The sequence below is a fragment of the Streptomyces hyaluromycini genome (assembly GCF_002217755.1).
GTDB classification, from domain to species: Bacteria; Actinomycetota; Actinomycetes; order Streptomycetales; family Streptomycetaceae; genus Streptomyces; species Streptomyces hyaluromycini.
In genome coordinates, this window is sequence record NZ_BCFL01000016.1 from 162,821 (window position 1) to 186,553 (window position 23,733).

Below are 23,733 nucleotides of genomic sequence, written 5' to 3' on the forward strand. Positions count from 1 at the left end.
GACGGTACGACACCGACCAACCCCTGGCACGCGCACAGGTGAACTCAGCCCATGAACTTCTTGAACTCGTCCGGCAGCTCGAAGTCCTCGGCGCCCTGCTGCGGCACACCGAAGGCGTTCCCGCCCTGTGCGGCGGCCTCGCGGCGCTGGGCCTCCTCCAGCTCCTGCTGCCTGCGCTTCATCGGGTTGCCGGAGCGCTGCTTGCCCTTGGCCTGCTTCGGCTGCTTCTTCTGCCGGCCGGGGCCGCCGCCCATGCCGGGGATCCCCGGCATGCCCGGCATACCGCCGCCCTGCGCCATGCGGGACATCATCTTGCGGGCCTCGAAGAACCGCTCGACGAGTCCCTTGACCGCGCTGACCTCGACACCCGAGCCCCGGGCGATGCGGGCGCGGCGCGAGCCGTTGATGATCGTCGGGTCCTGGCGCTCGCCGGGGGTCATCGACTTGATGATCGCGGCGGTGCGGTCGACGTCCCGCTCGTCGAGGTTGTTGATCTGGTCCTTGATCTGCCCCATGCCGGGCAGCATCCCGAGCAGCTTGCTGATGCTGCCCATCTTCCTGACCTGTTCCATCTGGGCCAGGAAGTCGTCCAGGGTGAAGTCCTGGCCCTGCTTCGACGCCAGCTTGGAGGCCATCTTCTGGGCCTCTTCCTGGCTGAACGTCTTCTCCGCCTGCTCGATCAGGGTGAGCAGGTCACCCATGTCGAGGATGCGGGAGGCCATCCGGTCCGGGTGGAAGGCGTCGAAGTCCTCCAGCTTCTCGCCGTTCGATGCGAACATGATCGGCTTGCCGGTGACCTGGCGGATGGAGAGCGCGGCACCACCGCGGGCGTCGCCGTCGAGCTTGGACAGGACGACACCGTCGAAGCCGACGCCGTCCCGGAAGGCCTCGGCGGTGGTGACGGCGTCCTGACCGATCATGGCGTCGACGACGAAGAGGATCTCGTCGGGCGAGACGGCGTCCCGGATGTCGGCCGCCTGCTGCATCAGCTCCTGGTCGATACCGAGCCGGCCGGCGGTGTCCACGATCACGATGTCGTGGACCTTGGACTTCGCGAACTCGATGGAGTCCTTGGCGACCTTGACCGGGTCGCCGACGCCGTTGCCCGGCTCGGGCGCGTAGACGGCGGCACCGGCGCGCTCGGCGACCACGCTCAGCTGGTTGACGGCGTTGGGGCGCTGGAGGTCGGCGGCGACGAGCAGCGGGGAGTGGCCCTGCTCCTTGAGCCAGTGGGCGAGCTTGCCCGCGAGGGTGGTCTTACCGGCACCCTGGAGACCGGCCAGCATGATCACGGTGGGCGGCTGCTTGGCGAACCGCAGCCGGCGCGTCTCGCCGCCCAGGATCGTCACCAGCTCGTCGTTGACGATCTTCAGGACCTGCTGGGCCGGGTTCAGCGCCTTGGAGACGTCGGCGCCGAGGGACCGCTCCTTGACGTTCTTGATGAACGTGCGGACGACCGGGAGGGCCACATCGGCTTCGAGCAGCGCGATGCGGATCTCCCGCGCCGTGGCGTCGATGTCGGCTTCGCTCAGACGCCCTTTGCCGCGCAGATTCTTGAAGGTCGCTGAAAGGCGATCGGAGAGAGTGTCGAACACGGCGGCGTCGGTCCTCGGAGTCGGGGGCGGTGAGCGTCTTCCAGGGTATCCGGCCGCGCAAGTAAGTGGTCCCCGCCTTGCACGACCGTGCGGTCAGGCCCTGAGCGTCTCCTCCAGCTTGCGCGCCACGGAGGTCGCCTCCTCCGCCGGCAGCGGCGCGTGGTCGGTGCCGGTCACGTAGAAGGCGTCGACGGCGTTGGAGCCGAGCGTGCTGACATGCGCGCTGCGCATCCGTACCCCGGCGTCCTCCAGCGCCCGCCCGATCCGGAACAGCAGCCCCGGCGCGTCCTGGGCGCGGACCTCGAACACCGTCGCGTGCCGGGAGGCCGCCGCGGCCACCGTCACGCGCGGCGGCGGGGCCACCCAGCCCCGGCGCCTCGGGTAGGCCGCGTCCCGCTCCGCCAGGCGGCCCGCGATGTCCAGCGAGCCGTCCAGGGCGCGGACCAGGTCGGCGCGGAGCCGGGCCGCCTGGGGCAGGGAGCCGTACTCGGCCGCGACCCGCCAGTTGAGGAGCAGGACCGTGCCGTCGTCGACGTCGTCCGGGAGCCGCAGAGAGCGCAGCTCGGCCGTGCGGACCGCCAGGCGGTGCACGGCCAGCACGCCGGCGACGGCCGGGAGCACGCCCGGCTGGTCCGGTACGGCGATGAGCAGCTCGACGCCGAGCGGTTCGGGGTCGCCGGCGGGCTCCCCGTCCGTGGCCGCCGGCTCGGTCTGGGCGCGCAGGGCCAGGACCGGGGCGCCGGTGCGGAAGGCCTCGATGGCCAGCCGCTCCTGCTCGGCGGTGGGCGCGCCCGGCTCGGGCTCGTCGGCGGAGTCCCCGGCGAGGACCGCCGAGACCCGCTTCACCAGGTCGGCGACGAGCGAGCCGCGCCAGGACGACCAGGCCGCCGGGCCGGTGGCCAGCGCGTCGGCCTCGGTGAGGGCGTGCAGCAGCTCCAGGGTGCCCTGGGTGCCGACCGCCTCGGCGACCAGGCGGACCGTGGCCGGGTCCTCCAGGTCGCGCCGGGTGGCGGTCTCGATGAGCAGCAGGTGGTGTCGTACGAGCGTCGACAGGACCGCCACGTCGGCGCGGTCGAAGCCGATCCTCGCGGCCACGTCCTTGACGATGATCTCGCCGGCCACCGAGTGGTCACCGGGCCAGCCCTTGCCGATGTCGTGCAGCAGGGCGGCGACCAGGAGCAGGTCGGGGCGGTGGACGCGGCGGGCGAACTCGGAGGCGCGGACGGCGGTCTCGATGAGGTGCCGGTCGACGGTCCAGATGTGCACGGCGTTGCGCTGCGGCCGGCAGCGCACCCGCTCCCAGTCCGGGAGCAGCCGGGTGATCAGCCCTTCCGCCTCCAGCGCCTCCCAGACCTCGACGGTCGGGCGGCCGGAGCCGAGCAGGGTGACGAGCTGCTCGCGGGCCTCGGCGGGCCAGGGCGTGGGCAGGGGGCGTGCGGTGGCGGCCATGCGCCGTACGGCGTGCAGGGAGAGCGGGAGGCCGGCCTGGGCGGCGGCGGCCGCGGCGCGCAGCGGGAGCACGGGGTCGCGTTCGGGGCGGGCGGCGCGGGCGAGCACCACCTCGCCGTCCTGCTCCACCACGCCTTCGGCGAGCGGGGAGCGCTCGGTGACGGGCTTGCCGCCGCCCAGCATGGCGCGCAGCCGGGGACGGACGGCCCGTGAGCGCAGCACCCGTCCCACCTCGCGCCAGGTGACGTCACTGGCGTACGAGATGACGCGCGCGGACTCGTAGACCTGGCGCAGCAGGGTGTCGGCGTCGAGGAGGTCGAGTTCGGCGGCGACCTGGTCCTGCTCCTGCAGCGCGAGACGGTCGGTGGCCCGCCCTGTGGTCAGGTGCAGGGCGTCGCGGACGTCGAGGAGGCGCCGGCGGGCGTCGGCGAGGCCCTCGCGCGGGGCGTCGGCCAGCCAGGAGGCGGCGACGGCACGCAGCGCGGTGGCGTCCCGGAGACCGCCGCGGGCCTCCTTCAGGTCGGGTTCCAGGAGGTACTGCAGCTCGCCCTGGCGCTCGGCGCGCTCGGCGCAGAGCTCCTGGAGTTCGGGGAGGCGTTTGGGTGCCTGGTTGCGCCAGTCGGCGAGGATCGCGGTGCGCAGTCCCGAGGTCAGGCCCAGGTCGCCGGCGATGTGCCGGGCGTCGAGGAGGCCGAGCTGGACCTTGAGGTCCTCGCCGGCGGTCTTGCGGGCCTCGGCGGGGGTGCGCACGGAGTGGTCGAGGGCCAGGCCCAGGTCCCAGACGGGGTACCAGAGCCGGTCGGCGACGGCGGCCACCGCGCCGGAGTCGCCGCCGTCGTGCAGCAGCAGGAGGTCCAGGTCGCTGCGTGGGGAGAGTTCGCTGCGGCCGTAACCGCCGACGGCGACCAGGGAGACGCCGCCCCTGATGCCCTCGGTGGCCGCCGCGAACAGCCCGGTCAGCCATTCGTCGGTCAGCTCGGCGAGGGCGGTACGGCGCGGCGGCCCGGACCGCGCCCCCTCGGTGAGGAGGCGCAGCCGGGCCGCCGCGTAGCCGCTGGGTCCCGTGTTCTCTGCGTCGTTCCGAACTTCCGTACCCGTCACCCAGCGACTCCTGCCTGTATTCAGATGGTTCTGTTCTACAGCGCGTCCGGGCCGCGCTCGCCGGTGCGGACCCGTACCGCGGTCTCGACCGGGACCGACCAGACCTTGCCGTCACCGATCTTGCCGGTGCGGGCGGCCTTGACGACGACGTCGATCAGCTGCTCGGCGTCCTCGTCCTCGGCCAGCACCTCGATGCGGATCTTGGGCACCAGGTCGACCGTGTACTCGGCACCACGGTAGACCTCGGTGTGGCCGCGCTGCCGACCGTAGCCGCTGGCCTCGGTGACCGTGAGGCCGTGGACGCCGAAGGCCTGCAGGGCCTCCTTGATCTCGTCGAGCCGGTGGGGCTTCACGACGGCGGTGATGAGCTTCATGCGTCCACCTTCTTGCTCGTGCCGGCCAGCGCCGCGGAGACGGAGCTGACGACACCGCCGCCCGCACCGCTGAAGTCGTATGCAGTCTCGGCGTGCTCGGCCTGGTCGATGCCGGAGACCTCTTCGTCCTCGGTGACCCGCATGCCGAGGGTCTTGTCGAGGAGGAAGGCGAGGACCGCGGAGGCGACCAGGGAGTAGCCGAGGACCGCGCCGACACCGGCGAACTGCTTCCACAGCTGGGTGAAGGAGTGGTCGCCGTAGAAGACGCCGGTCGCGGCGGACTGGCCCTTGCCGGTGGCGAAGAAGCCGATGAGCAGGGAGCCGATGATGCCGCCGACCATGTGGACGCCGACCACGTCGAGCGAGTCGTCGTAACCGAACTTGAACTTCAGGCCGACGGCCGCGGCGCAGGCGACACCGGCGATGGCGCCGACGGCGATCGCGCCGAGCGGGGAGACCGCACCACCGGACGGGGTGATCGCGACCAGACCGGCGACCGCGCCGGAGGCGGCGCCCAGGGTGGTGAACGCGCCGTGCCGGATCTTCTCGTAGGCGAGCCAGGCCAGCATGGCGGCGGCGGTGGCGACCTGCGTGTTGACGAACATCAGCGCGCCGACGCCGTCGTCGTTGCCGAGCCACGAGCCGGCGTTGAAGCCGAACCAGCCGAACCACAGCAGACCGGCGCCGAGCATGACCAGCGGGAGGCTGTGCGGGCGCATCGGGTCCTTCTTGAATCCGACGCGCTTGCCGATGACCAGGATGACGCCGAGGGCGCCCGCACCGGCGTTGATGTGGACCGCGGTACCACCGGCGAAGTCGATCACACCGAGCTTGTAGGCCCAGCCGTCGGCACCCCAGACCCAGTGGGCGACCGGGACGTAGACGATCGTGAGCCACAGGGCGACGAAGAGAGCCCAGGCCGAGAACTTGACGCGGTCGGCGATGGCACCGCTTATCAGGGCCGGGGTGATGACCGCGAACATCATCTGGAAGACCATGAAGACGAAGATCGGGATCGTGTAGCCGTCCCAGAGCTCCGTCAGGCCGACGTTGCTCATGCCGAGCCAGTCGGAGTTGAAACCGATGAAGCCGTTGCTGGTACCGAAGGCCAGGGAGAAGCCGTAGAGCACCCACAGGATGGTGACGATCCCGATGCTGACGAAGCTCATCATCAGCATGTTCAGGGTGCTCTTGACGCGGACCATGCCTCCGTAGAAGAAGGCGAGTCCCGGCGTCATGAGCAGCACCAGGGCAGAACAGATGAGCATGAAGCCTGTGTTCGCGGAGGACAGCTTGGGTGCCTCCGCGGCAAGCGTGATGGCGGCTGGTGCCATCGGCGTCTCCTCGTCAATTGGTACGGCCCCGTGTGCGGGCGTTGCCTGAATGCGGTCCGGTCAAGCGGGGGGTGGGCCGGTTATGCGCCATGAGATTGGCGCAGCGCGGTTTCGGTCGGTGCCCCTCGTTGTTTCGCCGGAGTGACGAAGGAGTCGCGGGTGTTACGCGTCGGTGAACTGCCTGATGTTCGTCGACTGGATCGTTATCGTGGCGCAACCTTCTCTCGGAGGAATGGAACCGGCCGCGGTGGCCTTCCGCTGACCTGGCGTGGGGGAGCCGAGTCGGGCAGTTCGGGAGGGCCGGCCGCGGCCGGGGTCTTGGGGTTACCGGGGTTCAGACCGCCTCGGCGGTCTCCGGGAGGTCGACGGCGAGCTGCTCGGTGAGGTCGACGACCGCCGCGAGTTCGCCGTAGTCGCGGACGGCCGAGTCGACCGTCTTTCGAATACGAGTGTTCACGCGCTCGGAGCGCACCTTCTTGGCGATGCCCATGGCCTCGGAGGCCAGAACCGTGCTCTGCTCGGCCTCGCCCCGCAGCAGGTGCACGGTGGCCATGCCGATGAGGTTGAGTGCGTACGACCGCTGGTGCTCGGCGTCCTTGGCGAACAGCTCCACGGCCTTCTGCATCAGCGGCTCGGCCAGGGAGGCGTAGGTGGGGCTGCGGCCGGCGACATAGGCGAGGTCGCGGAAGGAGTGGCTGTTCTCGCCGTAGAGCTCGGCCTCGGAGAAGAAGCGGATCCAGTCGGGGTCCGGGTCGTCCCACTCGTCGGCCTCGGCGAAGGTGTCCTCGGCCATCCGGACCGCCCGCTTGCACTTGCCGGGCTGGCCCATGTTGGCGTAGGCGCGGGCCTCCATCGCATACAGCATCGACTGGGTGCGCGGGCTCGCGCAGTCGCGGCTGCCGTACTGGGCGAGGTGGATCAGCTCCAGAGCGTCGTCGGGCCGGCCGAGGTGGATCATCTGGCGGCTCATGCTGGAGAGGACGTACGAGCCCAGCGGCTTGTCACCGGCCTCCTTGGCCGCGTGCAGGGCGAGCACGAAGTACTTCTGGGCGGTGGGCTGGAGGCCGACGTCGTACGACATCCAGCCGGCCAGCTCGGCCAGCTCGGCGGCGACCTTGAAGAGCTTGCGGGCGGTGGCCTCGGGCTGGGGTTCCTGGAGGAGGTCGGTGACCTCGTGCAGCTGGCCGACGACCGCCTTGCGGCGCAGGCCGCCGCCGCACTGGGCGTCCCACTGGCGGAACATCACCGTGGTGGACTCCAGCAGCTCCAGCTCGGGCTTGGAGAGGCGCCCTGGGCGGCGGGAGTCGGCGGCGGACTCGGGGGGCGGCTGCGGTCCGGCGGGCGAGGGGACCAGCCAGCGCTGCATCGGCTCGATGAGGGACGGGCCCGCCGACAGCACCAGCGAGGTTCCGAGGAAGCCGCGCCGCGCCAGCATCAGGTCGCTGCGCGAGAACTCGCTGAGCAGGGCCACCGTCTGCGGGCCCGTCCAGGGCAGGTCGACGCCGGTCGCGGAGGGTGACTGGCGGGCGGCCCGCAGTCCGAGGTCCTCGACCGAGACGACGCAGCCGAACCGCTCGGAGAACAGCTCGGAGAGGATCCGGGGGATCGGCTCGCGCGGGTTCTCCCCGTCGAGCCAGCGACGCACTCTCGACGTGTCCGTGGAGATGTGGTTGGCGCCCAATTGGCGTGCCCTGCGGTTCACTTGGCGCGCCAGCTCGCCCTTCGACCAGCCGCTGCGCACGAACCATGAGTTGAGCAGCTCGTTGGGGCGCTTGTCCGTACTGGTCGCGGTCGTCCCGCTACCGCCGTTGCCGCCCACTGGAACGCCCCCATCCCTGAGACCACTTGATGCCGGATGCGCCAAGCCCTATCAGAATGCCGGTAAATACGGCCGCCCGTCCGGTAGTTCTCACCCTTCGAACGGGATGCCGAGTTGCCTCCGGCATACCCACGAGTGCATGTGCCCCCAGGCCTCGTGCACTCAAAGTAATCCTACGATCACTGCTCCAGCCATGGCGATCCCGGAAACGCCACCATTCGCCACCCCTTCGAATGAACTCACGATGCCCTTGTCGCGATTCACTTGACATAGGACGGCCGGGAGTAGGCGGAGCGATGCACTCAGGGGCGCACACCCCCAGGTGCACCACCCGGGACGCTTCAGGGCGCTGCCATGACCTTGCGGGCGCGAGGGAAGGCGGAGCCGTAGCGTCACGTTCCGTTTCCGTCTCGTTCCGTGTCGTAACCACCGGCGCGCCGGACCCGTTGGAGGGGGCATGGGCTTCACGATCGGCGGCATTCGCGAGATCCGCTCCGGCACGCGCCGGCGCGGTCGCTCATCGGACTGCACCGCCGTCGCCGAGTTCACCGGACTGTGGGGCTGGGACGTGGTGCCGGGTGCCCGGTCCGCGGCCGGCGCGTGCTCCTGCGGACACGCCGGCTGCCCCGCGCCGGGAGCGCATCCGCTGGACTTCGCCCCTCAGGTGTCCGCGGGCGCCACGCTCGACGAAGTCACCAAGGCCTGGGGAGAGTTCCCGGGCGCGGCGGTGATGCTGTCGGTCGGCCGCGCGTTCGACGTGATCGAGGTCGCCGAGCCCGCCGGGCGCCGCGCCCTGGCCCGCCTGGAGCGGATGGGTCTCCCGCTGGGCCCGGTCACCGCCACGCCGGACGGCCGCGCCCACTTCTTCGTCGCCCCCGGCGCCACCACCGAACTCCCCGAGCTGCTCTACCGCATGGGCTGGGACGACCCGACCTCCCTGGACCTGCGCGGCCTCGGCCCGGGCACGCACATCACCGCGCCGCCGTCCGACCGGGGCGGCCTCGGCCCGGTGCGCTGGCTGCGCCCGCCGGCCCTGGACTCGGCGACGAGGCCGCCGGCGGCGAGGCTGCTGCTGGGGACACTGGCGTACGTGGCGCACCGGTCGCGGGCCTGAGCGCTCCGCTGGAATTGCCGCGATGCGCCGTCGTTCGTCCGCGACGGCGTCGTGGCTGGTCGCGCCCACGCGGCGGAGCCGCATATCGATACAGCCCCGCGCCCCTTCGGGGCGCTGCCGAGCAACAGCAGACTTCACCCGACCTGCTTGGCCGCAGGGGGCTCCTCATACGCCGAAGCGCCCGTCCCCGGTTGCACCTTGGGGATCGGGCGCTTCTTCGCGATCTTGGGGCGGGTGAAGTTACCCCCCTTGGGTCAGTCACCGATAAGGGCATCCACGAACGCCTCCGGCTCGAACGGCGCCAGGTCGTCCGCGCCCTCGCCCAGGCCGATGAGCTTGACCGGCACGTTCAGTTCGCGCTGGACCGCGATCACGATGCCGCCCTTGGCGGTGCCGTCCAGCTTGGTGAGCACGATGCCGGTGATGTCGACGACCTCGGCAAAGACCCGGGCCTGGACCAGGCCGTTCTGGCCGGTGGTGGCGTCGAGGACGAGCAGCACCTCGTCCAGCGGGGCGTGCTTCTCGACGACCCGCTTGACCTTGCCCAGCTCGTCCATGAGGCCGGTCTTGGTGTGCAGCCGCCCGGCGGTGTCGATGAGGACGACGTCGACCCCCATCTCCTTGCCCTCCTTCACCGCGTCGAAGGCGACGGAGGCGGGGTCACCGGCCTCAGGGCCGCGCACGGTGTAAGCACCGACCCGCTCGCCCCAGGTCTGGAGCTGGTCCGCGGCGGCGGCCCGGAAGGTGTCGGCGGCGCCGAGCACGACCGTACGGCCGTCGGCCACCAGGACGCGCGCGAGCTTGCCGGTGGTGGTGGTCTTGCCGGTGCCGTTGACGCCGACGACCATCACGATGCCGGGCTTGCGGTCCTCGGGCTCGGTCTTCACCGCGCGGTCGACGTCGGTGCCGACCAGCTTGAGCAGCTCCTCGCGCAGCAGGCCGCGCAGCTCGTCGGGGGTGCGGGTGCCGAGCACCTTGACGCGCTCGCGCAGCCGGTCCACCAGTTCGGTGGTGGGCTGCACGCCGACGTCGGCGGTGAGCAGGATGTCCTCGATCTCCTCCCAGGTCTCGTCGTCGAGGTGCTCACGCGAGAGCAGCGTGAGCAGCCCCTTGCCGAGGGCGTTCTGGGACCGGGAGAGCCGGGCGCGCAGCCGGACCAGGCGGCCGGCGGTGGGCTCGGGGATCTCGATCTCGGGAGCGGGAAGCTCTTCTACGACGACGGGAGCCGAGCCGTCGGGAAGGTCGACCTCCTCTATCGTCCGGCGCGGTTCGTCGCGCGGCGTCTCGGCCTCGTCGCCGACGTGCGGCTCGGCCGGGGGCGCGGTGATGTCGGGCGCGGCGGGGGGCGGCGGGGGCAGCGACTTCTTGCGCCGGCTGCCGATGACGAGCCCGCCGAGCGCGCCGAGCACGACCACGGCGATGACTACAGCAAGGATGACGGTTTCCATAACAAGCTCAGTATGCGTGACCCCCCGCGCGGTCAGTCGCTCTCAGGGTGGGGCCCGCGTGCCCCCGGGCCGGGCTGGCCCGCCGTCGGCCGCGCGCCTGCGGGAAGCCCTCACGGGCGGAGTCACAACCCGTCCAGTATCCGCGACGGGTGGGGTCCGCTGCGGCGTACCCAGGGCGTGTCACGACTCATGCTGTGGGCCGTGACACGCCCTCGCCGCCGACATCGACAGCGCGTCACCTTGTAAGCCATTAGTCCTACCAAAGTAGGATTACTACCCATGAGCACCACCGCCCACCACGATGGCGCGCTCGAACATCTCGAAGAGTCGCTGGAGCACCACGGTCTCGAAACCCGGGGCATCGAACCGGTCCCGGACTCCGAGCGCACCGGTACACCCCGCGGTCTGCTCCCCACCTGGATCGCCGCCAACATCACCGTCCTCCTGGTGACCATGGGCGCGAGCCTGACGGTGTCCTTCAGGCTGAACTTCTGGCAGTGCCTGGTGGTCGGCGTCGCGGCGCCGCTCGTGTCGTTCGGCCTGGTCGGCCTGATCGGCATCGCGGGCAAGCGCGGCGGCGCACCGGGCATGGCCCTCTCCCGCGCGGTCTTCGGCCAGCGCGGCAACCTGCTGCCGGGCGGACTGATCTGGGTCGCGCGCTGGGGCTGGGAGACGATCAACGCGGTGACCGGCGCCTATGCGCTGCTGACCGTCCTGGAGATCCTGTTCGGGATCGGGCGCAACACCGTCCTGGTCATCGTCACCCTGCTTCTCTTCGTGATCACCACGTTCGCGATCTCGGGCATGGGCATCAAGGCGGTGCGGTACTGCAACCGGTGGGCGACCTGGCTGTTCGGCGCCTTCTCCCTGCTGGTCCTCGGCCGGCTGATCGTGGCGGCGGACTGGGCCGCGGTGTTCGGGCAGCGCGCCGGCCCCGCGGCCGCGATGGTCACCGGGGCCGGGCTGATCGCGGCGGGCGGGATCAGCTGGGCGCCGACCGCGCCGGACTTCACGCGGTACCTGCCGGATACGGCGTCCTCGGCGGCGATCGTACGCAACACGGTCGGCGGTGCCGGGATCGTCGTACTCCCCCTGGTCCTGATGGGCGCGGTGACCGCGTCCGCCACCCCGGGTCTGGCCAAGGCCGCCGACCCGGTCTCCTTCCTCGGCGAGATCCTCCCCCTCTGGCTCGCGGTCCCCTACCTTCTCGTCACCCTGGTCGGGATGCTGCTGATCAACGCGATGTCGATGTACTCGGCGGGCTTCACCGCCCAGACGCTGGGCTTCCGCATCCACCGGCACTGGGCGGTCTCGATCAACGCGGTCATCTCGCTGGTCCTCGGCGGCGTCCTGATGCTGGCCGCGACCTCCTTCATGGGCTCGTTCATCGCCTTCCTGTCGCTGCTGGCGGTGGCGTTCTCGGCGTGGGTGGGGGTGTTCGGGATCGACATGCTCCGGCGCCGCGAGTACGACGCCACGGCCCTCCTCGACACCAGCCCGGCCGGTGCCTACTGGTACCGGGCCGGCTTCTCCCCCGCCGCCGTCACCGCCTGGGCGCTCGGCCTGGCCACCGGCCTGGTCTTCACCACCTGCGACTGGTTCACCGGCCCGCTCGCCGCCGACAACCCCGTCGGCCGGTACGGCCTCGGCTGGATCGCGACGATCGTCGTCTCGGGCCTGCTGTACGCGGTGCTGCCGAAGCCGGCGGTGGTCCCGGCGACGGCCGGGAAGCCCGCACCTCTGGCCGTCTGACGCACCGTCAGCTACTGTCCCCGCACACCGCCCGGCCAAGGTGAAGGGGAACTCCCATGCCCGTCTCGGTCGTCCGCTTCAACCTCGTCGAGCCCGGCGCCTCCCCGGCCTCCCTGGGCGCCCGGTACCGGGCGGCCCTCGACATGGCCGCGTACGCCGACGAGCACGGGGTCACCACCGTGCAGACCGAGGAGCACCACGGCGTCGACAACAACTGGCTGCCGTCGCCGTTCGCCTTCGCGGGCGCGGTGTTCGGGGCGACCCGGACCATCGCGGTGACCGTGTCGGCGGTGATCGGCCCGCTGCACGACCCGCTGCGGCTTGCGGAGGACATCGCGGTCCTCGACCTGCTCAGCGGGGGCCGGCTGGTCACGGTGGCCGGGATCGGCTACCGGCCCGAGGAGTACGCCCTGTTCGACGTGGAGTGGAAGCGGCGCGGGCGGCTGCAGGACGAGCTGCTGGAGACGCTACTGAAGGCGTGGACCGGGGAGGAGTTCGAGTACCGGGGCCGTACGGTACGGGTCACACCCCGCCCCCTCACCGACCCTCACCCCCTCCTCCTGGTCGGCGGTTCCTCCAGGGCCGCCGCCCGCCGCGCCGCCCGCCTGGGCCTGCCGTTCTTCCCGAGCGCGCATCTGCCGGAGCTGGAGGCGTACTACAAGGAGCAGCTCACCGAGTACGGCACGGAGGGCTGGACGATGATGCCCACGGCCGAGACACCGCTGCTGCACATCGCCGAGGACCCGGACCGGGCGTGGGCTCAGTACGGCGAGCACTTCCTGCACGAGGCCCGGACGTACGCGTCCTGGCAGTCCGGGGACATCCGCTCGGCGGTGCGGTCCGCCGCGACCACGGTCGGCGAGCTGCGCGAGGAGGGCGTCTACCGCATCCTCACCCCGCAGGAGTGCGTGACGGCGGGACTGGACAACCTGGTCCTGCACCCACTGGCCGGCGGGATGCCGGTGGCGGAGGGGTGGCGCAGCCTGCGACTGTTCGCGGAGACCGTACTCCCGGCGCTGCCGGCGTAACGGGGGCGAGGCGTGCCGGCGGACGGCCGCGGGAGGGTTGGGCACCGCCGAACAGCACCGTCGGGGCTGGTCGCCGTTGCGGCGGAGAGAAAGTGTGCGGCGGAGTTCAGGACCGGGAGATCCGCAGCCGACCGCGAAGACCACGCTCCCGGCGCTGCCAGCCTAGCGGGAGCGAGGCATGCCGGCGAACGGCCGCGGAAGGGGCGGGCACCGCCGGACAGCGCCGTCGGGGCTGGTCGCCGTTGCGGCGGAGAGAAAGTGTGCGGTGGATCAGGGGGATCTGTATGCGAACCGCCGCCCCGCCCGGGCAGTGACCGGGCGGGGCGGCGGGGGGTACGAGGAGAGGGGCAGCGGGGACTTGGCCCTTCTCCTCGAGTTCGGGGGTCTCCCGGTGGGGGTCAGCCCATCTCCTCCAGGGCCTTGCCCTTCGTCTCCTTGACGTACTTCAGGACGAACGGGATGGAGAGGGCCGCGAAGACCGTGTAGATCACGTAGGTGCCGGAGAGGTTCCAGTCGGCCAGCGACGGGAAGCTCGCGGTGATGGCCCAGTTGGCGATCCACTGCGCGGCGGCGGCCACGCCCAGGGCGGCGGCGCGGATCTTGTTCGGGAACATCTCGCCGAGCATGACCCAGACGACCACACCCCAGGACAGGGCGAAGAAGAGGACGAAGACGTGGGCGGCGATCAGGGCGGTCCAGCCCTGCGCGGACGGGAGCTTGCCGTCGACCAGGTGGGAGGAGAAGGCCCAGGCCTCCAGGGCGAGGCCGACGACCATGCCGACCGAACCGATGAGGGCCAGCGGCTTGCGGCCGATGCGGTCCACGAAGATCATCGCGATCACGGTGCCGATGATGTTGATGATCGACGTCGTGAAGGAGTAGAGGAACGAGTCGGTCGGGTCGACGCCCACCGACTGCCAGAGGGTGGAGGAGTAGTAGAACGCCACGTTGATGCCGACGAACTGCTGGAAGACCGAGAGGCCGATGCCGACCCAGACGATCGGCTTGAAGAAGAAGGAGCCGCCGAGCAGGTCCTTGAACGTGGACTTGTGCTCGCTCTTCATCGCGTCCTCGATCTCGGCGACACGGGCGTCCAGGTCGGCGCTGTTGCCCTCGACCTCTTCGAGGATCGCGCGGGCGCGGTCACGCTTGCCGACGGAGAGCAGGAAGCGCGGGGACTCGGGGATCGCGAGGGAGAGCAGGCCGTACAGGACGGCCGGGACCACCATCACGCCGAGCATGACCTGCCAGGCCTCCAGGCCCATCAGCTTGCCGCGCTGGTCGCCGCCGGCGGCGTTCAGCAGACCCCAGTTGACCAGCTGCGAGATGGCGATGCCGATGACGATCGCGGCCTGCTGGAAGGAGCCGAGGCGGCCGCGGTAGGCGGGCGGGGCGACCTCGGCGATGTAGGCGGGGCCGATGACGGAGGCCATGCCGATGGCGAAGCCGCCGATGATCCGCCAGAAGGCGAAGTCCCACAGGGCGAAGGGCAGCGCCGAGCCGACGGCGCTGATGGTGAACAGCACGGCCGCGATCTGCATGCACCGGATACGGCCGATGCGGTCGGCTATGCGGCCGGCGGTCGCGGCGCCGATGGCGCAGCCGATCAGGGCGATGGCGATGACCTGGGCGAGGGCCGCGGACCCGATGTCGTAACGGCTCCGGATCGCCTCGACGGCACCGTTGATGACGGAGCTGTCGTAGCCGAAGAGGAAACCACCCATGGCGGCCGCCGCCGCGATGAAGATGACATGCCCGAGGTGATCGGGGTGAGCCGTCCCGGCTCCTGACTGGGGTGCCTGCGCAGTGCTGGTCACAAGAAACTCCTCGGGCCACCGGCAACGCTGCCGGGGGTGGGGGGGTGAGCCCTCTCAGGTTTAAGTGGCGCATATCAACACACCGCTCACACCTGAAGGTAAAAGCAACGTTGCAGAGACTATGCCTTCAAGTTTCGAAGTCAATAGGCGGTGAGGTGTGAAGTTGCAGATACCACGCAACGAACATGCGTTCACTTCTTGAAGAAGAGGGGAAGGTGACGCGCCCCAAAGGGGCGCGGGGAACTGCGCGACCAGCCACGACGCACCCGCACCCGAAGAAGTCGGCCAGGCCCCAGCGTCAGCGCAGCCGCTGGCTGATGACCTTCGACACACCGTCGCCCTGCATGGAGACGCCGTACAGCGCGTCGGCGACCTCCATCGTGCGCTTCTGGTGCGTGATCACGATGAGCTGGGACGACTCCTGGAGCTCCTGCATGATGCGGATCAGCCGCTGCAGGTTGGTGTCGTCCAGGGCCGCCTCGACCTCGTCCATGACGTAGAACGGGCTGGGGCGCGCCTTGAAGATCGACACCAGCATGGCGACGGCGGTCAGCGACCGTTCGCCGCCCGACAGCAGGGAGAGCCGCTTGACCTTCTTGCCCGGCGGGCGGGCCTCGACGTCCACGCCCGTGGTGAGCATGTTGTCGGGGTCGGTCAGGATCAGCCGGCCCTCGCCGCCCGGGAAGAGGCGGCTGAAGACGCCCTCGAACTCCCTCGCCGTGTCCCGGTACGCCTCCGCGAAGACCTGCTCGACGCGCTCGTCGACCTCCTTCACGACCTGAAGCAGGTCGGCGCGGGTCTTCTTCAGGTCCTCCAGCTGTTCGCTGAGGAACTTGTGCCGTTCCTCAAGGGCCGCGAACTCCTCCAGGGCGAGCGGGTTGACCTTGCCGAGCTGCTGGTAGGCCCGCTCGGCCGCCTTGAGCCTGCGCTCCTGCTCGGCCCGGTGGAAGGACTTCGGCTGGTTGCGCGGGTGCTCGGGGTCGTCCGGCAGCACCTCGCCCTCGGCGGGAGGCGAGGGCGGCACCGGCTGGTGCGGGCCGTACTCCTCGACGAGCCCCGCCGGTTCGACACCGAGCTCCTCCAGCGCCTTGGCCTCCAGCTGCTCGATCCGCAGCCGTTTCTCGGCGCCGAGTACCTCGCCCCGGTGAACCGAATCCGTGAGTTTGTCGAGCTCGGCCTTGAGGTCGCGGCCGGTGGTGCGGGCGGCCGTCAGCTCCTGCTCGCGCCGGGCCTTCGCGGCTTCGGCGGCGGCACGTTCCTGCTCGGCCCGCCGGACCGAGACCTCGACGTGTGCGAGCAGCTGGCGTGCACCGGCCGCGACCGCCTCCGCGACCTCCGCCTCGTGGCGCAGCCGGGCCCGGCGCTGTTCCGCACGCGCGCGTGCGTCGCGCTCCGCGCGGGCGGCGCGGTCGAGGGAGTCGGCGCGGCCGGCGAGGCCCTTGACCCGCTCCTCGTGGGTACGGACCTGGAGGCGGGCCTCCATCTCGGTCTGGCGGGCGTTGGCGCCGTCGGCGGCGAGCCGGTCACGCGCCGAGGTGTCGGGCTCCTCCTCGACGGGCATCTCCTCGGCCACGGCGAGCCGCTCGGCCAGGATCTCGACCTCTTCCAGGGCCTTGTCCAGGGAGTCCTGGGCACGGGCGGCGGCGGCCGTGGAACGTTCCGCCTCGCCTGCCGCGCCGCGGGCCTGTCCGGCGAGACGGCCTAGCTGCTGGGCCACGGCCGACTTCTCGCGGTCGGCGGCGCGGCGCCGCTCCCCCAGTTCCTCGACGAGTGCCGCGCACTCCTTGCGGTGCGCCTGGGCCGACTCCTGGGCCTCGGACAGCTCCTCGCAGCGGACGGCGAGCTCCTCCAGCTCGGCGGCGGCCTCGTCCACGGAGGCCTGCACTTCGAGGAGGCTGGGGGCGCCGGCGGAGCCGCCGTGCGCGAAGTGGGCGCCGAGGAGGTCGCCTTCGGCGGTGACGGCGGTGAGGTGGGGGTGGCGGTAGACGAGGTCCTCGGCGGCCTCAAGGGTGTCGACGACGACGATGCCGTGCAGGAGGCGGCGTACGGCGGGCATGAGGTCGGCGGGGCCGCGGACGAGGTCGGCAGCGAGGTGCCCTGAAGGGGGTGCCGTGAAGGGTCGTCGGTCGAGTGCGGCGCCGTCGTGGCTGGTCGCGCCGTTCCCCGCGCCCCTATGGGGCGCTGCCGAGTCGGCGGATTCTTCCTGTGCGGCGCCGTCGTGGCTGGTCGCGCCGTTCCCCGCGCCCCTATGGGGCGCTTCAGGCAAGGGCGCCTCAGGGGCTCCCGCCAGCAGCAGTGCTGCCCTGCCGCCGTCCTGTTTGCGCAGCAGGCGGATCGCGTCGGCCGCCGAGGACGGGGTCGTCACCGCGATCGCGTCCGCCGCCGTGCCGAAGGCTGCCGCCAGGGCGACCTCGTGGCCCGGGGTCACCGTGAGCAGTTCCGCCGCCGGGCCCAGGATGCCGGTGAGGCGATCCCGTGCGCCCAGCAGTATTCCTGTGCCGTCCTTGCGGCGCAGGCCCAGCGCCAGCGCCTCGTGGCGGGCCTGGGTCGCAGCGCGCTTGCGTTCCACTGCCGTGACCGCCTCGCGGGCCGCGGTCAGGGCGGCCTCCGCCTCGGCGAGCCGGTGCTTGGCCCGGTCGTGCTGTGCGGCCAGTTCCTCGTCGCCGGCGTCGAGGCCGTCGACCTCGGCCTTCAGCGCCTCGTACTCCTCCTGCGCCGAGACCGCCCGCTCCTGGGCCTCGTCGCGGGCGGCGGCCAGCCTGTCGATCTCGGCCTGGGCGGACGCGGCGCGTGAGCGGGCGGCGCCCACCTGGCCGTTCAGCCGGGCCAGGCTTTCGCGGCGGTCGGCGATGGACCGGGCCACGTCCTTCAGGCGCCGCTCTTCGACGGCGAGTTCGCGCTCCAGCTCGGCGCGGTGGGCGACGGTGTCGTCCAGGGCGTGCTGGGCCGCCTCCAGGGAGGCTTCGAGTTCGGCCTCCTGCTCACGGATGCGGTGGGCCTCGCGCTCCATGTCCTCGGGGTCGCGGCCGCGCCGTTCCTCGGGCGGCGTGGAGGTGGCGCTCTTCACCCGGGCGTCGGCCAGCGAGATGGTGCCGCGGACACGTTCGGCGAGCTGGGAGAGCTCGTACCAGGTCTGCTGGGCCCGCTGCAGGCGCGGGGTGAGCTGCCGTACCTCGTCCTCCAGGAGCGCCTCCCGCTGGAGGGCCTTCTTCAGCTCCTGCTCGGCGGCTTCCTTGCGCTCCTTGAGGGCGGCCTCGTCGGCGACCTCGGTCTGGAGTGCCTGGCGGAGTCGTACGAGGTCGTCGGCGAGGAGGCGCAGGCGGGCGTCGCGGAGGTCCGCCTGGATGACGGCGGCCCGGCGGGCGACCGCGGCCTGCCGGCCGAGGGGCTTGAGCTGGCGGCGGAGTTCGTCGGTCAGGTCCTGCACGCGCGCGAGGTTGGCCTGCATCGCGTCCAGCTTGCGCAGCGCCTTCTCCTTGCGCTTGCGGTGCTTGAGGACGCCGGCCGCCTCCTCGATGAAGGCGCGGCGGCCCATCGGGTCCGCGTGCAGGACGGAGTCGAGCTGGCCCTGGCCGACGATGACGTGCATCTCACGGCCGATGCCGGAGTCGGAGAGGAGTTCCTGGATGTCCAGGAGGCGGCAGGTGTCGCCGTTGATCTGGTACTCGCTGCCGCCGTTGCGGAACATGATCCGCGTGATGGTGACCTCGGCGTACTCGATGGGCAGGGCGCCGTCGGAGTTGTCGATGGTCAGGGACACCTCGGCGCGGCCCAGCGGGGGGCGGCCGGTGGTGCCGGCGAAGATGACGTCCTCCATCTTGCCGCCGCGCAGCGACTTGGCGCTGTGTTCGCCCATGACCCAGGTGAGCGCGTCCACGACATTGGACTTGCCCGAGCCGTTCGGACCGACGACACACGTGATCCCCGGCTCGAACCGGAGCGTGGTCGCCGAGGCGAACGACTTGAACCCGCGGAGGGTCAGGGCCTTGAGGTGCACGCCGCCGGACTCTACCCGGCGCCGCTACCGCACTCCACGACCCCTCGCAACCTCGCGGTTTCGCGCATGAACATGCAGGGCACACCAGACGTTAAAGAAGGTGAAAGGATGCGCGGGGCTGGACCGGGGCGGGAACGGGTGCGCAAGAAAGAAGGGACGCCGGGGCGTCCCTTGCAAATCTTGACAATTTAAGCGGTTGAAAGGGCTGCCCAACCGCCGCATGTGCTGTTGTGGAGCGATGCAGCGATCAGGTGAGCGCAGGCTCCGCCTGGTGTGCGTCGATGCTCTCCATGATCCTGTCGGGAGAAGCGGCAGCCGTCAGCTCGTCGTTCTCGGCCTGGATCCGTACAAGCTCGGATTCGAGGTCCTGGACTCGCTGCTGGAGCCGTCGCATCTCGGCGAGGAGTCGCGGGTCGGAGCCGCCGACGTAACCGAGAAGCGCCTTTGCCATGATGGATGGTCCTCCACACTGAGTGACCGACCGAAGCGGTGTGGGTCGTGAGGGATTCGCACCCGCGGTGCTTGACACATCCGAGTGTTTCTCGACTGTTGCGCCATGCCAAACAGCTAAGGTGCGCGGGGCTTTCAGCGTCTCACCAAAAAGTTTGACGGTCAACACGATCACGCCCTGTATTGGCGGGCGAACCCGCGATCGGGCGACCCTGGACGGGCGGCGCTGCGACTCCTGCGGGGCCCTCAGGGCGTGGCGATCATCTGTAAGTGCGGAGCCTGCCACGACACGCGGTTCTTGGCAACCACCAGGCCATTTCTGCTCGGGGCACATGCCGGTGGCAGATCACTCCGCTTCCGCCTGCGTCGCTTTACAGAGCGGGCTCAGCGGATGGCGAAGCCGTCGTAGCCGCCCCTGGGTGTGTCCCAGATCTCGGTGACACCCTCCACCCGCCCGGGCGTGTCATCGCCCTGGAGCCAGTCGAGCAGTCCTTCGCAGCCCGTCCGGGAGCCCTCCGCGACCACCTGGACGCGGCCGTCGCCCAAATTGAGAGCAAAACCACTCAGGCCCCCGATCTCCAGCGCCTTGGCCCGCGTGAACCAGCGGAAACCCACGCCCTGCACACGTCCACGGACCCAGGCGACCAGTCGCACATCCTCGCTCATGGGTGCAACCTAACCGGCCAATGTCCCTCGGGACACTTCCTCCTCCGGCGGCATGGGGTACCGTCCCCACCCAACGAATCTCATATGAAACTCACTCGATCGAGTGAGTCTGGTTGACCAGAAGGAGTCGCTGGCCACACCGGCCCCTGGTCGACCCCGACCGCGAGGACGAGGGAAGAGGGCAAGGACATGGGACGCCACCGACGCCACGCCGCCGGCCGCGCCGCCACGGGCCGCGCCACGGGGGTCACGGAACACGACGGCTCACACCCGGGCGGCCACGACCCGCAGGACTCGTACGCGGGCCTCCGCTACGGCACGGGCACGGCCGCCTACCTGCGCCAGGAGGAGTACGCCGACACCAACGCGCGCAGCTCGGCCTACCTGTTCGCCACCGAGGACGACTACGCCCGCTTCATGAACACCGCCGACTTCCCGGCCGAGGAGTTCGCCCCGGCCGGCGGCTCCTCCTCGGGCGGCGGGCACCGGCGCCGGAAGAAGTCGGGGCGGCCCGTGGCCACCGGGCTGCTCGGGGTCTCCGCCGCGGTCGCCATCGGTACGGTCGCGGTGGCCGCCGGCGTGGTGCCGGGCCTGGAGAACTACAAGCTCGGCGGCAACAGCAGCACGACCGGCGGCGAGCGGGTGCAGGCCGACGGCGCGCCCAGCAATACGGCCGCCGAGCAGGGCGGCACCTCCGGCAGCGCCGAGAGCCGCGGCACCGGCTCCTCGACCAGCCGGGACACCCAGCGCTCCGCCTCGCCGACCCCGACGGCGTCCGCCTCGAAGTCCGCCTCCGCATCCGCGTCGGCCTCCGCGTCGCCCACCCCGACGAAGACGGCGACCGAGAAGCCGACGCCCACCGCCACGCCGTCCAAGCAGGCGACGGCCACCCCGAGCAAGACGGCCACGAAGGCGCCGGCGAAGACCGCCGCGCCGATCACCTCCTCCCAGGAGGCCGTCGTCGAGGCCGAGGTGCTGCAGCTGGTGAACGAGGAGCGGGCCAAGGTCGGCTGCAGCGCGCTGTCGGCGAACTCCTCGCTGACCAAGCTGGCCGAGGCGTTCAGCGACGACATGGCCGCGCGGGACTTCTTCGACCACACCGACCCGGACGGCAAGACGCCGTGGGACCGGGCCGCGGCGGCCGGCATATCCACCCTCGGCGGCGAGAACATAGCCCGTGGCCAGGCCACCGCCCAGGCCGTCATGGACGCCTGGATGAACAGCGAGGGCCACCGCGCCAACATCCTGAACTGCGACTTCAAGACCCTCGGGGTCGGGGTGCACTTCGGCGAGGGCGGGCCGTGGTGGACGCAGGACTTCGGCTACTAGTCGTACCGGCCGCCGGTCGAGTGCACTAACCAATAGTTAGCGCACCCTGTCGGTTAGCGCTGTGCTCCCGTACGCTTGACGTATGACCCTCACCCAGGACAGCGTCGCGGAGCCGCTGCCTCCGTACGACGTCTTCGCTCGGGCCTGTCCCTCGCGCACCACCCTTGAGCACGTGATGGGCCGCTGGGGCGGGCTCACGCTGAGCGCGCTGTACGAGGGGCCGTTCCGGTTCAACGAGCTGCGCCGGCGCGTGGACGGCGTCAGCGAGAAGATGCTCTCCCAGACGCTCCAGGCCCTGGAGCGCGACGGCCTCGTGCACCGCGAGGCGCAGCCGACCAACCCGCCGCGCGTCGACTACGAACTCACCCCGCTCGGCCGCGGGGTCGCCGAACACCTGCTGGCCGTCGTCCACTTCGTGGAGAGCCGGATGGACGAGGTGCTGGCCGCCCGCGAGCGCTACGACGACTCGCGCGGCGCCCGCTGACACTTCGGGCAGAAGTAGCTGGACCGGTTCATCCAGGGCCGCCTGCGCATCGGCGTACCGCATCGCCGGCAGGGCAGCCCTTCCCTGCCGTAGGCGTCCAGCGAGCGGTCGAAGTACCCCGACTCGCCGTTGACGTTGACGTACAGGCTGTCGAAGCTGGTGCCGCCGACGGCCAGGGCCGCGTTCATCACGTCCCGTACATGGCCGAGGAGTTCGGCGGTGCGCGGGCGGGTGAAGCCGGCGGTCGGCCGCTCGTAGTGGATGCGGGCGCGCCAGAGGGCCTCGTCCGCGTAGATGTTGCCGACTCCGCTGATCAGCGACTGGTCGAGCAGCGCCCTCTTGATGGTGGACCGCTTGCGGCGCAGCGCCTGGTGGAAGGCCTCGTCGTCGAACAGCGCGTCGAGGGGGTCACGGGCGATGTGCGCGATGACGTCGGGCAGCCCGTCGGGGGTGTTGTCGTGCAACGACAGTCCGCCGAAGGTGCGTTGGTCGACGAAGCGCAGTTCGGTGGCGCCCGCCGCGGCAGCGGCTGATGTCAGCGTGTCGGCGAATCCGACGCGGATTCTGAGGTGCTTCTCGTCCGGTGCCGCGTGCGGCTGCACCAGCAGCTGGCCGCTCATGCCGAGGTGGGCGAGGACCGACTGGCCCGTGTCCTCCAGCGGCAGCCACAGGTACTTGCCGCGCCGGCTCGGGGTGCCGATGCGGTGGCCCTTGAGCCGGTGCGTGAAGTCGTCGGCGCCGGCGAGGTGCCGTCGTACGGCACGCGGGTGCAGGACCTCGGCCTCGGCCACGACGCGATGGGCGACCCACCGCTCCAGGCCGCGCCGTACGACCTCCACCTCGGGCAATTCAGGCATCGGGACTCCCGGGAAGGACCGTGGACGATCCGAGCGCCCGCCTCCGTGGAAAGGTGGCGGGCGCTCGGGCTGCGCTGTTCGTCAGGCGGAGGCGGCGGACGACGGCGGGCCGTCGTCCTCCTCGGCTTCGGCCCGGGCCGCCTGTTCGGCTGCCTTGGCCTCGGCGCGCTCGTCCGCCGCGGCGCGAATCGCGCGCCAGGCGGACTCGGCGGCCTGCTGCTCCGCCTCCTTCTTGCTGCGGCCGGTGCCGGTGCCGTACGAGACGCCTCCGACGCGGGCGGCAGCAGTGAAGGTCTTCTCGTGATCGGGGCCGGTCTCCGTGACCAGGTACTCGGGCACGCCGAGGCCCTCCGTCGCGGTGAGCTCCTGGAGACTGGTCTTCCAGTCCAGGCCGGCTCCGAGGTTCGAGGACTTCTCGATCAGCGGGTCGAAGAGCCGGTGCACCAGCTCGGACGCCGAGTCGAGGCCCTGGTCGAGATAGACCGCGCCGATCACCGCTTCCAGGGTGTCGGCGAGGATGGACGCCTTGTCCCGGCCGCCCGTGCCCTCTTCACCGCGGCCGAGCCGGATGAAGGAGCCCAGGTCGAGACCCCGGCCCACCTCCGCGAGCGCACGCGAGTTCACCACCGCTGCCCGGAGCTTGGCCAGCTGGCCCTCGGGCAGGTCGGGGTGGGTGTTGTACAGCGTGTCCGTGACGACGAGGCCGAGGACGGAGTCACCGAGGAACTCCAGCCGCTCGTTCGTCGGCAGGCCGCCGTTCTCGTATGCGAAGGAACGGTGGGTCAGCGCACGCACCAGAAGGGCGGACTCGAGCTTGTAGCCGAGCCGCCCTTCCAGAAGCGTGTGGGACGAGGCCGTGCTGTCCGCCTTCTTCTTGGCGGTTGGGTCCGCCTTGGGCTCTTCGCCCTTCTTGGGACTGGACACAGTGCCTCTCACCTGGCCGCTCAGACTTCGAGGACCTGGCGCTTGTTGTAGGTGCCGCAAGACGGGCACGCGATGTGCTGCTGCTTGGGCTCGTGGCAGCGCTCGCACGCAACCAGGGTGGGGACCGCAGCCTTCCACTGCGACCGGCGGTGGCGCGTGTTGCTGCGCGACATCTTCCGCTTCGGAACAGCCACG

Annotated in this window: 18 protein-coding genes; 5 read left to right on the forward strand and 13 right to left on the reverse strand. The window is 71.0% G+C overall.

Features of this window, described 5'->3' with window-relative positions:
- Positions 1–44 precede the first annotated feature (44 nt).
- The 5 genes from ffh to nsdA form a co-directional block, all read right to left on the reverse strand.
- Positions 45–1,595, reverse strand: a complete 1,551-nt coding sequence (gene ffh / locus SSP29_RS00800) for a signal recognition particle protein (protein WP_089098506.1) — start codon at positions 1,593–1,595, stop codon at positions 45–47.
- A 93-nt stretch (positions 1,596–1,688) separates the two neighbouring features.
- Positions 1,689–4,145, reverse strand: a complete 2,457-nt coding sequence (locus SSP29_RS00805) for a [protein-PII] uridylyltransferase (RefSeq protein ID WP_089098507.1) — start codon at positions 4,143–4,145, stop codon at positions 1,689–1,691.
- A 35-nt stretch (positions 4,146–4,180) separates the two neighbouring features.
- Positions 4,181–4,519, reverse strand: coding sequence for a P-II family nitrogen regulator (locus tag SSP29_RS00810; protein ID WP_089098508.1), 339 nt, complete (start codon positions 4,517–4,519; stop codon positions 4,181–4,183).
- On the reverse strand, positions 4,516–5,853 hold the full coding sequence (locus tag SSP29_RS00815; protein ID WP_089098509.1) for an ammonium transporter: 1,338 nt from the start codon (positions 5,851–5,853) through the stop codon (positions 4,516–4,518). Before SSP29_RS00815 ends, SSP29_RS00810 begins: the two co-directional genes overlap by 4 nt.
- Before the next feature lie 334 nt (positions 5,854–6,187).
- A complete protein-coding gene (gene nsdA / locus SSP29_RS00820) occupies positions 6,188–7,672 on the reverse strand; it encodes a transcriptional repressor NsdA (RefSeq protein ID WP_089098510.1) in 1,485 nt (494 codons plus the stop codon).
- Between the two features lie 457 nt (positions 7,673–8,129).
- Between nsdA and SSP29_RS00825 the strand changes: the two genes are divergently transcribed.
- Positions 8,130–8,786 carry a bifunctional DNA primase/polymerase gene (locus tag SSP29_RS00825; RefSeq protein WP_089098511.1) on the forward strand — a complete coding sequence of 219 codons (657 nt, stop codon included), beginning with the start codon at positions 8,130–8,132 and terminating at the stop codon, positions 8,784–8,786.
- Between the two features lie 254 nt (positions 8,787–9,040).
- On the opposite strand, the gene ftsY is transcribed toward SSP29_RS00825, so the two are convergent.
- Entirely contained in the window at positions 9,041–10,234 is a 1,194-nt protein-coding gene (ftsY, locus tag SSP29_RS00830) for a signal recognition particle-docking protein FtsY (RefSeq protein WP_089098512.1), read from the reverse strand.
- A 279-nt stretch (positions 10,235–10,513) separates the two neighbouring features.
- On the opposite strand from ftsY, the gene SSP29_RS00835 reads away from it, so the two are divergent.
- Both SSP29_RS00835 and SSP29_RS00840 read left to right on the forward strand, forming a co-directional pair.
- Positions 10,514–11,986 carry a cytosine permease gene (locus SSP29_RS00835; protein ID WP_089098513.1) on the forward strand — a complete coding sequence of 491 codons (1,473 nt, stop codon included), beginning with the start codon at positions 10,514–10,516 and terminating at the stop codon, positions 11,984–11,986.
- A gap of 56 nt (positions 11,987–12,042) precedes the next feature.
- Positions 12,043–13,014, forward strand: coding sequence for an LLM class flavin-dependent oxidoreductase (locus tag SSP29_RS00840; RefSeq protein ID WP_089098514.1), 972 nt, complete (start codon positions 12,043–12,045; stop codon positions 13,012–13,014).
- A gap of 398 nt (positions 13,015–13,412) precedes the next feature.
- Here the strand turns inward: SSP29_RS00840 and SSP29_RS00845 are convergent, their stop codons facing one another.
- The 4 genes from SSP29_RS00845 to SSP29_RS00865 all read right to left on the reverse strand — a co-directional run bounded on the left by SSP29_RS00845 (position 13,413) and on the right by SSP29_RS00865 (position 19,944).
- Positions 13,413–14,831: a sugar porter family MFS transporter gene (locus tag SSP29_RS00845; protein WP_089098515.1), complete on the reverse strand. Its 1,419-nt coding sequence runs from the start codon at positions 14,829–14,831 to the stop codon at positions 13,413–13,415.
- Between the two features lie 298 nt (positions 14,832–15,129).
- The gene (locus tag SSP29_RS00850) at positions 15,130–18,828 is read right to left on the reverse strand and encodes an SMC hinge domain-related protein (RefSeq protein ID WP_089098516.1); all 3,699 of its coding nucleotides are present in this window, start codon (positions 18,826–18,828) and stop codon (positions 15,130–15,132) included.
- A 247-nt stretch (positions 18,829–19,075) separates the two neighbouring features.
- On the reverse strand, positions 19,076–19,279 hold the full coding sequence (locus tag SSP29_RS00860; protein WP_089099736.1) for a hypothetical protein: 204 nt from the start codon (positions 19,277–19,279) through the stop codon (positions 19,076–19,078).
- 383 nt (positions 19,280–19,662) lie between these two features.
- Positions 19,663–19,944 carry an acylphosphatase gene (locus tag SSP29_RS00865; protein ID WP_089098517.1) on the reverse strand — a complete coding sequence of 94 codons (282 nt, stop codon included), beginning with the start codon at positions 19,942–19,944 and terminating at the stop codon, positions 19,663–19,665.
- A gap of 189 nt (positions 19,945–20,133) precedes the next feature.
- On the opposite strand from SSP29_RS00865, the gene SSP29_RS00870 reads away from it, so the two are divergent.
- Positions 20,134–21,273, forward strand: coding sequence for a CAP domain-containing protein (locus SSP29_RS00870; RefSeq protein WP_089098518.1), 1,140 nt, complete (start codon positions 20,134–20,136; stop codon positions 21,271–21,273).
- Positions 21,274–21,355: 82 nt separating this feature from the next.
- Positions 21,356–21,757, forward strand: coding sequence for a winged helix-turn-helix transcriptional regulator (locus SSP29_RS00875; RefSeq protein WP_089098519.1), 402 nt, complete (start codon positions 21,356–21,358; stop codon positions 21,755–21,757).
- Here SSP29_RS00875 and mutM read toward each other — a convergent pair.
- The 3 genes from mutM to rpmF all read right to left on the reverse strand — a co-directional run bounded on the left by mutM (position 21,730) and on the right by rpmF (position 23,732).
- The gene (gene mutM, locus SSP29_RS00880) at positions 21,730–22,614 is read right to left on the reverse strand and encodes a bifunctional DNA-formamidopyrimidine glycosylase/DNA-(apurinic or apyrimidinic site) lyase (protein WP_089098520.1); all 885 of its coding nucleotides are present in this window, start codon (positions 22,612–22,614) and stop codon (positions 21,730–21,732) included. The two genes, SSP29_RS00875 and mutM, sit on opposite strands and share 28 nt — an antisense overlap.
- An 81-nt stretch (positions 22,615–22,695) precedes the next feature.
- The gene (rnc, locus tag SSP29_RS00885; RefSeq protein WP_167449833.1) at positions 22,696–23,550 is read right to left on the reverse strand and encodes a ribonuclease III; all 855 of its coding nucleotides are present in this window, start codon (positions 23,548–23,550) and stop codon (positions 22,696–22,698) included.
- An 8-nt stretch (positions 23,551–23,558) separates the two neighbouring features.
- Positions 23,559–23,732: a 50S ribosomal protein L32 gene (rpmF, locus tag SSP29_RS00890; protein ID WP_003951102.1), complete on the reverse strand. Its 174-nt coding sequence runs from the start codon at positions 23,730–23,732 to the stop codon at positions 23,559–23,561.
- Between the last annotated feature and the right edge of the window lies 1 nt (position 23,733).